The 13,811-nt window shown below is 37.9% G+C and carries 9 protein-coding genes; all 9 read right to left on the bottom strand.

The features are described from left to right. Nucleotides 1–24: 24 nt before the first annotated feature. Nucleotides 25–1,482: a Ni/Fe hydrogenase subunit alpha gene (locus DKM50_05875; protein ID PZM80076.1), complete on the bottom strand. Its 1,458-nt coding sequence runs from the start codon at nt 1,480–1,482 to the stop codon at nt 25–27. Beyond that, nucleotides 1,482–2,468, bottom strand: a complete 987-nt coding sequence (locus tag DKM50_05870) for an oxidoreductase (protein PZM80075.1) — start codon at nt 2,466–2,468, stop codon at nt 1,482–1,484. The genes DKM50_05875 and DKM50_05870 overlap by 1 nt, the downstream gene beginning before the upstream one ends. Further along, nucleotides 2,461–2,907, bottom strand: a complete 447-nt coding sequence (locus DKM50_05865; protein PZM80074.1) for a methyl-viologen-reducing hydrogenase subunit delta — start codon at nt 2,905–2,907, stop codon at nt 2,461–2,463. Before DKM50_05865 ends, DKM50_05870 begins: the two co-directional genes overlap by 8 nt. After that, nucleotides 2,904–4,895 carry a hypothetical protein gene (locus tag DKM50_05860; GenBank protein ID PZM80073.1) on the bottom strand — a complete coding sequence of 664 codons (1,992 nt, stop codon included), beginning with the start codon at nt 4,893–4,895 and terminating at the stop codon, nt 2,904–2,906. The genes DKM50_05865 and DKM50_05860 overlap by 4 nt, the downstream gene beginning before the upstream one ends. A gap of 417 nt (nt 4,896–5,312) precedes the next feature. Further along, entirely contained in the window at nt 5,313–6,164 is an 852-nt protein-coding gene (locus DKM50_05855; GenBank protein PZM80072.1) for a 2-oxoacid ferredoxin oxidoreductase, read from the bottom strand. 61 nt (nt 6,165–6,225) lie between these two features. Next, a complete protein-coding gene (locus tag DKM50_05850; protein PZM80071.1) occupies nt 6,226–7,929 on the bottom strand; it encodes a 2-oxoacid:acceptor oxidoreductase subunit alpha in 1,704 nt (567 codons plus the stop codon). 181 nt (nt 7,930–8,110) lie between these two features. Next, nucleotides 8,111–11,668, bottom strand: coding sequence for a hypothetical protein (locus tag DKM50_05845; GenBank protein ID PZM80070.1), 3,558 nt, complete (start codon nt 11,666–11,668; stop codon nt 8,111–8,113). Nucleotides 11,669–11,896: 228 nt separating this feature from the next. Then, a complete protein-coding gene (locus DKM50_05840; GenBank protein ID PZM80069.1) occupies nt 11,897–12,874 on the bottom strand; it encodes a hypothetical protein in 978 nt (325 codons plus the stop codon). Continuing rightward, on the bottom strand, nt 12,867–13,268 hold the full coding sequence (locus DKM50_05835) for a YjbQ family protein (protein PZM80068.1): 402 nt from the start codon (nt 13,266–13,268) through the stop codon (nt 12,867–12,869). The genes DKM50_05840 and DKM50_05835 overlap by 8 nt, the downstream gene beginning before the upstream one ends. Nucleotides 13,269–13,811 lie beyond the last annotated feature (543 nt).

Genomic DNA, 13,811 nt, shown 5'->3' with positions numbered 1-13,811 from the left:
ACGGGCTCTCCTTCTTTATTCTCTTTACTTCACTAATGATTTATATATTTTTTTATTTTCGTCGTAGATATCTACTTTTAGCGGCGTTTCGCCGAGGAGGCTATGGGTCGTACATGAAAAACATGGGTCATAGAGCCTGAAAGCCATCTCGACCATATTTAATAACCCATCGTTGACTTCACCATTTTTTATAAGGCCCGTAGCAGCCTTTTTGACTGACATACAAATCGGTGCCAGATTAAACTGGGTAGCAACCAAAAGATTCGCTTTGGTGATCAGGCCTCTGCTGTCAGTTTCGTAGTGATGGACCAACAATCCTCGTGGAGCTTGAACTGCGCCAACACCTTTAGTCGGAATCTCAGTCGGTATCGTTCGGACGTTATCTGAAGTAATTTCAGGATCACGAATTAGTTCAACCATTCTTTCTGCTGCAGAAACCAGTTCAATCAATCTGGCCCAGTGTACTGCTAGTGTGTGATGTGACGGTCGCCCTAGGATAGAATACATTTTGTCAGCTTCAGCCTGGGCTAAAGGAGTTGACATTCCATCTGACGCGTTTATTCTTGATAACGGAGTAGAACTGACAATACCTGAATTCCTATCTTCGTTAAGACCATTCCAGGCACAATCTTTCATGTGCAAGAATTTGCCATATGTCCAAGGTTCAACAATTTCAGAAAAGTAATTTTCATAGTCAATGACATCAAATTCTTTAAGTAACTTACCATCCTCATCGACAATCCGTATAGCACCGTCATAGAAGTTTGATTTTTTGTTGCTATCTACCATGCTCATGTGTTTTGTTCGTAGTATATATGACTCGCTGGTAATGAGATCTATATATTGTTTGTTTTTAAGCACAACATCATCGAATATCTGCAAGCAGAATTTTCCGAACTCCACAGCTTCAAGCGCAACCTTTTCGAATTCGGCACGTTTCTCTTCAGTCAATCCTTTTGAAACACCTCCAGGGAGTACCCAGGCCGGATGTATTGGCTTACCGCCAAAGTATCCCAGGATTTCTCTAAGCTGTTTTCTCATCAAAATGACTTTTTTCCCAACATCGAGCCCTACCTTATTGAGTACACCTAAAATATTTCTCTCGCCTTTCGGAGCTGTAGGCCCGACAACGAAATCCGGTCCTCCAAGATAAAAGAAATGAATTGCATGATCTTCAACAAAAAATGTTGAATAAAAAAGCTCTCTTAATTTTTTTGCAGCACTAGTCGGGTCGATTTTGTAGAGATTATCCAATGCTTTAGCAGAGGCCATCATGTGTGCGGAAGGGCATACCCCGCATATTCTAGGAGTAATTCTTGCCATGTCTTCAGCCGGACGGCCTTTCGAGAATTCTTCAAAACCTCTCAGTTCCGGTATTTGTAAATACGCGTCTTTAACATTACCTTCTTCGTTTAGAAAGATTTCAATCTTTCCGTGACCTTCTAATCTCGTTATCGGATCTATTGTTATTTTGCGGTTCACTACTTATTCTCCTTTCCCTGTAAAATAGAAGAAGCCAAGCTAAAACGATAAAAATATCCAGCCGGATCATCTATGGTATCTATTACTCTTTTGATCTCTTCTTCATCATCAGTATCTATCATCGATGCCACTGCTGACAAAAATTTCGCGCCTTGGTCTTTAACATTATCGGTAGGACCAAAACATCCTTCGCAAGGCATATTTGCGCTTATACATTGCGCTCCGCAACCTGCACGGGTAGCAATTCCCATACAAATAAATCCTTGCGATAACAAGCATTTATCCGGATCAACTTTATGAAGATGAGGTCGTTTAAATTCTTTAATCGTAAACTTATCTGGCTTTGTAGAATTTAATTTGCATTCTTCACAAAGTGCCTTGTTAGGAGAGAGGACAGTTCCTTTTGCCGGAAGATTTCCAGTTAAGATTGCATTAACTGCGCCTACTACAATGTTTTTTGTTGGCGCACAACCAGGTAAATAATAATCAACATCAATTATTTGATCGAGAGGATAGACATGGTTAAACATACCTGACAGTGTTAATTCGCCTTTTTCATCCTTGTTGTCACCCAGATCAACTTCACATTTTGTACGAGGAATGGTTCCTTCCGTATTGTTCACTATCGGACTGTTTTTATAGATTTCATCCATCATGTTTTTACCGGTACTGAAATTCATGAGTCCTGGAATACCACCTAACTGTGAGCATGCTCCGAAAGCAACAACTAATTTTGATTTCTTTCGTAGTAAATGCACCATCTCTTGTTGTTCTTCTGTCCGTACTGCTCCGTTTATAAATGACACAGTTATCTCGCCGTCTTGAAACCCCTCAATGTCAGACTTTTTAAAGTCTAATGCTATCGGCCACAATACGATATCGACTGCTCCGACAACCGGTAAAATATCAACATCAAGGTCTACGATAGCTTCTTCGCATCCTCCACAACTTGCGCACCAGTAAAAAGCAATTTTGGGTTTACTCATTTACGAGCTCCTTTCCGCTTGTAGCCAGGGTCCTGATATTAAGTGGGCCTAAGGCTTTTACATTGTCATATGCCTGGTTTACAACTGCTGCGAACTTTTGTCCTTCAGATGCAGCAACCCAATCAAGAATAAATCTATCTTTTTCAATTCCAAATTGATCTAACATTTTTTCCATCAATATAGCTCGTTTGAGGGTCTTATAATTTCCATTCTGATAATGGCAATCACCAGGGTGACAACCAAGTACGAGAACTCCGTCAGCGCCATTCTTGTAAGCCTCGAGTACGAACTGGGGGTCAATTCTACCACTACACATGACTCTTACCAGCTTAACACCCGAATTATATTTAAGTCTCGAATTTCCTGCTGAGTCTGCCCCTCCATAGGAACACCAATTACATACAAATGCGATTATTTTTGGTTCAAATTCATCACTCATGCTAACACCCCCTTAATTTCTTCGAATATCTGTTTATCGGTAAAGTGCAGGCTTTTGGCAGCTCCACTAGGACATGCCGCTACGCAGGTCCCGCATCCCTGGCATAATACGTCAATCAGCTCTGACTTCTTTGTATCCTCATTAAAATTTATTGCTTTATAAGGACAGAGCGCTATACAAACCTTACATCCGGCACATAGATCTTGATCAATTTGTGATACCATAACTTCAACATCAAGCTTCTTTCCTGGAACAAGTTTTGAGAACACTTTTCCGCAAGAAGCTAATGCCTGGTTTACCGTCGCCGAAATATCTTTAGGGTATTGAGCTGTACCTGCAATAAATATCCCTTCAATCGTTGATGAGACTTCATTAAGCTTCATGTTGTCCTCTGATAGGAATCCATTTTTATCTATAGGAAGCTTGAGCATCTCTTGAATATTCCTGGTACTTTGTGCGGGGACCAGTCCGGGACTCAATACAACCATGTCAACACTTATTGTATCGGTTTTACCGTGAATATCGGTATAGGTTACTTTTATTTTAATACCAGCAGGATCATTAGGATCAATAGGAATATTAGCGTTTTCCTGATCAATACTCACCGCAGCCGAATTCTTTAATTGAACAAAATCGACACCTTCATGTTTTATGCCTTCGTAAAAATCGTGATGCTGTTTGCCCGGTAAAGTAAGATCAACGTACAGTTCGGTTACTTTGACATCAGGTATTCGATGTTTTATGATCTTCGAAGCTTTCAACGCGTTCAAACAGCAAATTCCGGAACAATATGGCAGGTGATCTTTGTTTTTACTTCCTGCACAATGAATTACTGCAACTGATTTAGGAGCATCCCCTGACTTGAGAACCAGCTGTCCATCAGTCGGGCCTGTCTGCGCTATGATACGCTCGAACTCTAAAGTTGTGTAGACATTGTCGATTCGCTTGTATCCATATTGAGGAGCTTTTGCAATATCATACAGTTCAGATCCTGTTGCAACTATTATTGCACCTGCATTAACAACTGTCTCTTTATCCGTATCGTCATACTTCAAAGCGTCAAACGGGCAGGAATCTTTACAAAGTGTACAATCCTGTCCATTGAACCTTAAACACTTTTCTTTCACAATAAACGCACAGTTCGGTACTGAACCGGGAAACAAGATATCAATGGCTTTTTTATCTCTCATGTTTTCATCGAATTTACTGCTGTATGTTGCCGGACATACTTCGAAGCAAGCCTGGCATCCGATACATTTTTGCTCATCAACATATTTGGCATTTTGTTTGACTTTTATTGAATAATTTCCGAAGTAGCCGACGATATCCTGAACTTCTGCGCTGGTAATCACTTTGACTTTTTCCAGACTGCTAAGCTCGGATAATCGGGGAGCTACCATGCAAGGAGCACACTCCATATTTGGGAAAACTTCATCGTATTTAACAATATTGCCACCAAGAGAGGGTTCTTTCTCAATAATATAAACATTTCTATCACCAGCTTGACCGATAAGGATTGCCGCTTCGATACCAGCAATGCCACCACCGATTATTACTACATCAGTGTTGCAATCAATTTGTTTTTTCTCAAGCGCTTCCTGAACAACAACGCGGTTAACAGCCCCATTAATCAAAGATTTAATCTTTTCTGTCGAGTTTTGTTTCCCTTCAGTTACCCAGGTTACCTGCTCCCTGGCATTTACCATTTGCAGGTAATATGCATTTAATCCGCCTTCTTCACAGCATTTTTCGAATGTTGCCAAATGCGTTTTTGGCGAACACCCAACAACAATGACATGGGTTAACTTTTCCTTACGGATAGTCTCTTTGATAAGATTTTTACCATCGATATTGCAGTAGAAGTCATTCACCAATATCAGTCCGACACCGGGTCTCGACTTTGCATACGCAGTGATTTCATCCATGTTGACCATGTCTTTTATATTAGTCCCACACCCGCACATAAAAATGCCTATGTTATTTTGCATCTATTATCTTCTCCATTCTCTTGGGTTTTTTAGAGCATAACAATGAAGCTATTATATCCACACAGTTATTTTTTACTTAAAAATAATAATTTGTTTGAAATTGAAATTTTTATTATTTGAGTGCGCGTAGGAAAAAAACAATATTTTTGATATTTCCTGCGTCTGTAAGGTCACTCAATAACTGCATAACTGTACTTCTTCTTTGCATCACTAATAGTACCTATAATGAATCTTAACAAATTTAAATCAATAAATCCAATTTGTTAATTTTTGTAATAGGTAAAATATGGGTTTGAGTCGGCAAGTCAGTCAATTTTGACCTGTTGCCAAAAAAAGTCGTGGCAACAATCCCGGCTGGATTTAATGCATTGTTATTTTAGGAAATGCTTTTTGGTAGCTGAAACAAATCTATTTATTTCATCTTCTTTCCAGAATTGAAACCTGAAGATTTTCTTTGTTTAATGTTCTCATGTAGAGGGGCTCTTTATTATCTTTATATACTGAAAGTTTATCTTCAAATATTTCTCTGTCATTGTTCACATAGATTACACCGAGCGCTAGCTTATCTCTTTCCATAGCTATCTTAAAGGCTTCGTTTCGATCAAGCGGATTGTAAGAGCTATCAAGATAGTAAGTATTATCCTTAAACCATTTAAACGTATTTACCTTATTATAGGTTACACACGGCTGGAAAATATCAACGAGAGCAAAACCTTTATGTTTTATCGCCTTTTTAAATATATCAGCGCTTTCTTTTGCATCACCTATAAAAGCCCTGGCAACGAATGAAGCATTGAGAGCTATCGCAACTGAGATTGGATTGAAGGGTTCAATAGCGACACCTCCCAGCTGTATATTAGTCTTAAAACCTATTGCGCTTGTTGGCGAAGCTTGTCCCTTGGTTAATCCGTACACCATGTTGTCATGAACAAATAACGTAATATTAGGGTTACGACGAATAGCATGGATAAAATGATTTCCACCCTCTCCATAAATATCTCCATCACCACTGGTAATAATAACGTTTAGTCCGGGATTCGCTACTTTAATTGCGAAAGCCGCAGGAAGCGGTCTTCCATGTAGACCGTTAAAATAATTACATCTTAAATATTGTGGTAACTTTGCAGCTTGTCCAATCCCGGAGACAACAACAAGATCTTCAGTTTTTATCTCTAGCTCAGACAGTGTTTGCTTTATCGCTCTCAATATCCCGTAGTTCCCGCATCCGGGACACCATGCTATATCTATATCTCCCATTTCATAATTCATAATAATCCCCCTTGAAGTTACGATTATTTACTTGGACAATCCAATAATAAGCCTGATGCTGCTATATCCCTTGTAAGTTTTCTATAACTTCTTCTACAGAAAATGGTAATCCATTGTATTTTAGTATCTTGTGTTGTATTTCAATACCCGTTATCTCCCTTACTAATTGTCCAAATTGTGAAGTGGCATTATTTTCGATAATAACAGTTTTTTTTGCTTTCTCCAGAAATTTGTGCAGATCAGGATAAAGTGGAAATACCTGTTTAAAGTATAAAAATGAAATATCCGGTCGTCCTAACCTCTCCAGCGATTCTTTAATTACATTACAAGTGGAACCCCATCCGATTACTAGTACTTGGTAATCCTCATTACCAATTAGTTCCGGTGGAATAATATCTTCTTTTATTAACTCGATTTTTTTTAACCGCTTATCAACCATCCTGATTCTTAAATCAAGGTCTTCGGTAATATGGCCTTCTTCATCGTGTTCATCACTATCCACATCAACCAACCCATTTCCATAGCCAGGGATGCCTCTGGGAGAAATTCCAGTAGCTGTAAATTTATAGCGTTTATAATTCTCGCTTGTTTTAACAACAAAGTTTTCATTATTAACCGATAGAGCGTTGATAGTTGGTATCGTATAATATGAATCTACGTAATATTGGTCAGTGAGTATGAAAACCGGAATTTGATATTTGTCAGCAAGATTGAACGCTTTCTGGGCTAAATAAAAACCATCTTCAAGCGTACCTGGTGCAAATACGATCTTTGGGAATTCACCATGTCCGGCATTAATAATGAATTTTAGGTCTCCTTGCTCAGTTCTCGTTGGAAGTCCGGTTGCCGGAGCAGGTCTTTGCCCGACATGAAGGACTACTGGCATTTCAATCATACCGGCTAGACTTAATCCTTCAACCATGAGAGCAAAGCCACCGCCGGCAGTAGTTACCATGCCTCTTGCCCCCGCATACCATGCTGCAATTGCCATATTGATAGCAGCAATCTCATCTTCAGCCTGTTCAACAATTATATTGAATTTATCTGCATAGCCGGCAAGGAGCGTTAACACTGAAGTCCCGGGAGTCATCGGATAAGCTGACATGAAACTGCATCCTCCGGCAATGGCGCCAAGTGCTACCGCGGTTGCACCTTCGATTACAATATCTTCGGAGTTTTCGACCCTATCAAGCTTCGGTATTTTTACCTTGCCTGATTCTAACAACTGAGCACCAATTTCATATCCCTTTTTTAGTGCTTCTATATTTTTATTTATGATATCCTCAGATTTTGTTTTAAAATGCTGCTTTATCTGTTCGATGGCCTTATCCAAATTAACACTGAGCAAACCTGATAATGTACCGGCCGCAACCGTATTAGAAAAAATGGGACCTCCAACTTCTGTTGCCATCTGAGAAAAGGGGATATCAAGTATATTGTAGGATGTAACAACTTTTTCTTTTTCCCCGATTATGACAGTATCTTGGGATATCCGCGTTTTCATGTGGGGTATAGCATCTTTGTCTAATGGAATAAGAATATCAACTCTCTGGACATACGAGGCTACTCTGCGTGATGAAACTCGAATCGAGGTAGAGTTACTGCCACCTCGGATTCGCGACATATATTCTTTTGTTGCAAAGACATTATAGCCACTAGCCTTTAATAGTTTTGTAAAAATCTGCTCTATTGTTTGAATTCCCTGCCCTGCTTCACCACACAGCACTATGGATATGTCATTATTGTTAGGAACATCTGCATCCATGAAGACCCCTCCTTCATATCCGTAACTATTTTGGGAACACTAGTATATCTGCCGGGATGAGTCAATAATGTATATTTAATGGAAAATATCCTGAAATCTTAGGTTTACAAAAGAAAAAGGTTCTAATGATCTTTACAAAACTGATCACATAGAACCTTTTTTTAACGTTAGTTATGAATAATTATTCTACAAAACTTACTTCATCTATATATATATTTCCTGTTTCCCCCGGTCGTTCAGACAGCGTCTTAAATTGAATATTGTAAGCTCTAGTTAATTCATTATCAATAATGGACTTGGTTCCGAATCCAAATTGCTGAAAATCTTTGAAATACAAAGTATATTTCACCCATTGATTTTTAGGGCTGACAATAGGGCCATGAAAGTAATCATATTTCAAATCGATATATCGAGTTTCTAAGGCAACTGTTATCGGATTACTATTATCGGATTTCAAGTAGAAAGTTATCCCTTTGTACTTTGAAATATCTTTGTAGTTTTCACTCGGGTCCAGGTTAAATAGTGCGATTGCCTGTGCTCCGATAATAGATCCTTTATCCATGTAAGGGTTCCCAAGGGTATAATTCATTTTTAAAGAGGTACTACCTTTGAAGCCATTGTTCACTGTGGTTACAGAAGCTGTGGTACCTGCATTGGCAGTTAAGGCAATAGCACTCCAATAGCTCAGCAAGTTTGTTTGGATTGTATTATCTTCAAAATCGTCAATAAGGTTCTTATTTAATTCCGAAATCAATTGTAGCCGGAGATCTGCATTATAAGTCCCTGGTATTGAACTGATAAAGTTAGATTTAAAAAAGAGATTTTTATTGGTTAATGGCAGAGAAGTTGTGTTGTTGAATATCACGCGTTTGTCAGCATTATCCTGCTGATCAAAAACTGTTCGCCATCCGCCATCCCCAATATCAGGTGTCGCAGCGCTATCCTGAACTAGCATGTTTAAAGTGACGTTACGGGTTATAACTCCTTTTTCATCAAACAATGATAAACCTGCATACCCGGGTCCAGCATTATTGTCCGTATATACAATTAAGTTCCATGATGGTGATGAGCATGCAAATGAAATAGGATTATTTAATCTGGTAACAGAGTCTGTGGTAGCCGAAATTGATCCGAAGTTAACAGTAACAAAAGTTCGAGATATATAATCATCAGGATAGGTGAAAAAAGTAGAACTATCTAGATTCGGGCGATTTGCGTTTTGCCCGGACTTATCATATGCGGTAATAGTGTAAGCAGTATTTCCTTGAGCCCAGTTTGCAGAAACAACAAGATTAAAGGTAACGTAAAGATTATTAGCTACTATGCTTTTTTGAATACTTGCTAACCTGAGGACATTACCAGGATCTGAGAGAATGTTACAAGTACCTTGTGTATTATCGTTGATCATTCTGATGCTAACCTGTTGCCCTCCACGGTCAAGTTGAAGATCGGCATAGTTTATATAACCTCCGCCGGCAGGAGAACTGATGACATACGGTATTTTGACAAGTGAATTGTTGTAAATATTAGCAGGTATATTTCTGGGCTGGATAGATGGGTTCAAAGGATTAGTCAGATGCGCATAGACATTCGGATATGCACCTGAGATCATTAATGCTGATATGAGCCCTAAACTCTGATTGAAATAATTATACTTGCTGTGCCATTCATTCGATTTTCCGAAAAAAGAATACTCGCCATTATTTGCTTCTGCAAGGTATAAATCAAAAGCATTTTTCCATTTTGAACGGTAAGTTGCATAAGCGCTTTCATTCGATCCCAGCGCACCGACAGAAAACATACCAACCAATGAGACATCAGTATAATTCAGAGTTGCAGAACCATCCATGTTAAGGCACGTGATATTTGAAGGATTAGAAGCAGCCGGCAAATTTCTTGTGTTCGCGAGATATTGCTTCGCTCTGGGCTCTCCAAACCATACATAATCATTCGCCATTCTCCAGTATACTCTAATCGCATCTTTTGACTGAATGTAAGAATTGTACCTGTCATTAGCCCTCGCACCCCAAGAATCACACCAGTCAGGAGCAATACCCAGATTATATCCCTGTTGAGCAGCAAGAACTTTGTATCCCTGGTCAATGATATACTGCCAGTCATGATCTTTATCTTCGTATAAATCAAATATTCGATAGAAAGCTGGCGAAAAATATGACAAATTGGTAATTGCCCTACCACCATAGTAGTAGTCGCCAAGTCTGACATATTTATAATATTCATAATCATTTTTATATATGCTATCAATTAATTTCTGGGCTTTACTTTTGTAATCATAACCGGTATTTGTCCATTTACCATTTTGTACAAGTACATCTGCGAAAACAAGGCTCATAGCAATATCTTGATCCGCATCAGTTGCAGAATTATAGTCCAAAACGTTGCCGTTTTGATCGAATACCCACGAGAAAAGATTAGATGTCGCTAATTTACAGAGTGGAGTTGACCATACTTTATTGAGAATACCGTCAAAGGTTGTCTGATCATCCATGAATAAGGATAGCATCATTCCATAACCGGTTGCCTCGGAAGTGGACTTATCACCAGAATCGACTGCTAGGTTAGGCGAGTTGGAATACGGATCAAAAACTAATCCTTGCACCGAAGGATTTACAATATTTCTATAATTTTCTATAAACATTTTTTTATAGCCTGCCCAAACTGTTGAGCAATAATATTTATAGTCAGCACTACTCACTAAAGGAACATAAGTTCCAGGTGCGACATTAAGCTTTTCGATGAGGAGAGGTGTTGCTGTAAAATCGCCCGATTCGTCATCAAAACGAATGTTGCTGATATATACGTTTTTCGTAGTGATCCATGATTGAAGAACCGGAGCAAAATGAACAGCTTTTATCTGAGAGAAATCGATGTTACTGAATTCGCCTAGATTAACTACATAGGTATTAGCCGTTGAATTTGGAACGTTTTCAATTCTGAATTTATTGGACTCAACGTCACCTGCTGTTTTCAGAGATATATCAAGCAAGGGATCATCTGACTGGATATTAAATAGTAATCTTTTGTAGGAACGAAGATCTCTTCCTGAACTATAATCTGTTTCACTGACATTATTGATAATAACACCCATTCCGGTATATACAGAATCTTCTCCGGTCATCGTATACCGGAACCTGTTCCAGGTTGATTGTTTAGGAGAAGTAGCATTACTTACATAAAAATTCTTTCCGCTAATTCTATGAGTGCTTACTCCATCTGATAGATATATATTTCTTATAAATAATTCTTTATAATTAATTACTGAGGTATTATTCGAATGAAAAGTAATATGAGTGGCGTTGATTAAAAGGGTGCTTGGAACGGTTATGATCGAATAATTTTTTTGCTGATAATCTGAATATACACTAAATCCACCGGTTAAAGTTTTTTTCTGTCCGCCTGTTCCATAGATATTTACAGTAAAGGTATTCATACCAGTCGAAATGCCCTTTGTGTCAAAATAGAGTGTAGTGTATTGAGAAATATTCATGGGAATTAGATTGCCGTTTCCATCCCAGCCAACAAGCGCAACAGTTATCTCAGGGTTTTTTGTAGTGCTTAAGCATTCATTGTCGCACGCGTCAAAGTATGATGATTCCGCGTTACCGTAACTATAACTCTTATATGACTGTGTTATGTTGATAGTAGTGGCGTTTGCTGCAAAATTAAAGAATAGCAAAAGGCAAAAAAACACGATTGAAACCATAATGTTTTTCTTCATTAATGATGTTCTCCTTAATTGTTCTTGTTAGTTTTCCTATTAATCTTTCGTATGTTTACCTGAAATGTCCCAAACTATTTTTAACCTGACGATCTGGCAATTATCGATTTCTATATATTTAACCATATAAATGCGACAACATCAACGCATATTTATTAGATAATACTAATATTGCCATATAAAATATAGACGTAACTATATCAATTATAGGACCTCTCGGCATAAAAATCAGGACAAAGAATTGTAGGTTATTTTCATCTTCTCAATCTCTTTCATGATCCGCCGTCTTAGTCCGACCGGCTCAACAACCGTTACCTCAGCTCCGAAACTCATAATCCACCAGATAACTTCGTCTAAACCGGATATCTCAAGGCTCATAACGACCGAGCCGTCCTCGTTTTTTCTTAATTGCTGTGTCGGATGCCATAGTTTTCTTTCAATCCATTTTGATATGTAAGAACTAAAGAGCAAAATTATTTTTTCTTTTTCTCCGGACCTTATACCCCAACTTCCGCCAAAATACTCTTCCGGAGAAAAATCCGACTGAATCTCGAATTGATCCTCAAGTATTTGCATCGCCTTGATATACCCGATACCAAAGGTGCGGACAGACTGGCGGGTATGACAGTACCCGATTAAATACCAGGCCCCGTAAGCATACCGGACATGATAAGGGTTAACAATTCGTTCGGAAATTTTGTTACGGCTCATCGTGTGATAAGTAATTTGGATGGATTGTTTTTGTTTAATTGCAGAAATGACCGAATTAAAAACCTCGATAAAATCCTCATCGATACTTGTCTCTTTAACCGATTCAAAAGAAAACGATTTGTTTATCATCTGCGGGTCAAAAGAGACTTCGTCGGGTAAAAAAAGATTTAATTTGTCAAAAACTGAGGATAGTGAATTATAGAACGGAGTGTTTTTATATTGGGCAAGTATTTTCTCGCTGATAAAAAGTGAAATCATTTCTCCTTCAGTGAATTTTACCTGAGGCAATTGATAATCACTATCATAATAATATCCATTTTTGCCCCGACTGTATTTTATTGGGGCACCAAGGGAGTCCTTTAACGCCTCCACATCTCGAAGTATCGTACGTTCGGAGACCTCGAATTTGTCAGCTAAAAACACACAATTAGGATAGCTTTGGTTCCGAATTAATTTATCGATGTGGAGGATTCTGATGAAAGCATGTCTATCCATCTGGTAATATTTTTACGTAAACCTTTCGTATGCGCGGTCCATCGTATTCGCAGAAATATATTCCTTGCCAGGTACCGAGAACAAGTTTTCCATTTTCAATTATTAATGTTTGTGAAAAGTTAGTTATTGTACTTTTTATATGGGCATCTGAGTTTCCTTCCATATGGAGAAAACCTTCGTTAGGAAATGCCCGTCTCAGTCCGACGATGATATCCCTGGTAACATCCGGGTCAGCATTCTCGGTAATTGTAATCCCAGCAGTCGTATGAGGAACAAACAATATGGCAATGCCATTTTCTATATCATTTTCAGATATAAGGTCTTGAACTTGCCGAGTAATATTAATGAGCTCTTCTTTTTTATTCGTTTCAATTTTAATTGTTAATTTTTCCATGGTTTTCCTGCATTTCCTGATAGAATAGTCCTGAATGCCCATATTGTTTATCTATAATTTATTGTCTTTAAAATTGCCTTTTTTATGATAAAAAAAATATAGTACTAAGTTAAATTTATGTCTATAGTTTTTTTATTTTTCAAGCAATAACGATGCATTGTTTACCCGCTGTATAAGAAATCTCATTATTTTACCTTTGCTGACCATAAGAATATTTCGATTTAATTATAAACCATAAATTCAATTTTTTAAGTAATTAATTCGAGAGAACTTGTCTTTAGTTTGTATTCAGAGAAGAATTAGTGAAAAATCCTTTTAGCTCTGATTAGTATTTTATTTTTATCAGTTTGCTATTTTATGGCAGAGTAATATACAATTTTATAATAATTAGTTATAATTAATTCATATTAAGGGCTATTTACATTAAGCCATAGTAGATGATTTAACGGTATATAAAAGTTCCCGAATTCAGCATTAGTTTTAAATGTAAGAAAATCAAATTAATTGCAAACTATTTATTGACGAAAATTTACTGTTTCTGAT

It is taken from the genome of Candidatus Margulisiibacteriota bacterium (genome assembly GCA_003242895.1).
Taxonomy (GTDB): Bacteria; Margulisbacteria; Riflemargulisbacteria; order GWF2-39-127; family GWF2-39-127; genus GWF2-39-127.
The sequence above is the reverse complement of the archived record's forward strand: the minus strand, read 5'-3'. Positions and strand labels throughout refer to the sequence as shown.

Coding starts and splice junctions, on each gene's coding strand:
- DKM50_05870 (PZM80075.1), bottom strand. CDS start 2,468: ATGAGTAAACCCAAAATTGCTTTTTACTGGTGCGCAAGTTGTGGAGGA.
- DKM50_05865 (PZM80074.1), bottom strand. CDS start 2,907: ATGAGTGATGAATTTGAACCAAAAATAATCGCATTTGTATGTAATTGG.
- DKM50_05860 (PZM80073.1), bottom strand. CDS start 4,895: ATGCAAAATAACATAGGCATTTTTATGTGCGGGTGTGGGACTAATATA.
- DKM50_05855 (PZM80072.1), bottom strand. CDS start 6,164: ATGAATTATGAAATGGGAGATATAGATATAGCATGGTGTCCCGGATGC.
- DKM50_05850 (PZM80071.1), bottom strand. CDS start 7,929: ATGGATGCAGATGTTCCTAACAATAATGACATATCCATAGTGCTGTGT.
- DKM50_05845 (PZM80070.1), bottom strand. CDS start 11,668: ATGAAGAAAAACATTATGGTTTCAATCGTGTTTTTTTGCCTTTTGCTA.
- DKM50_05840 (PZM80069.1), bottom strand. CDS start 12,874: ATGGATAGACATGCTTTCATCAGAATCCTCCACATCGATAAATTAATT.
- DKM50_05835 (PZM80068.1), bottom strand. CDS start 13,268: ATGGAAAAATTAACAATTAAAATTGAAACGAATAAAAAAGAAGAGCTC.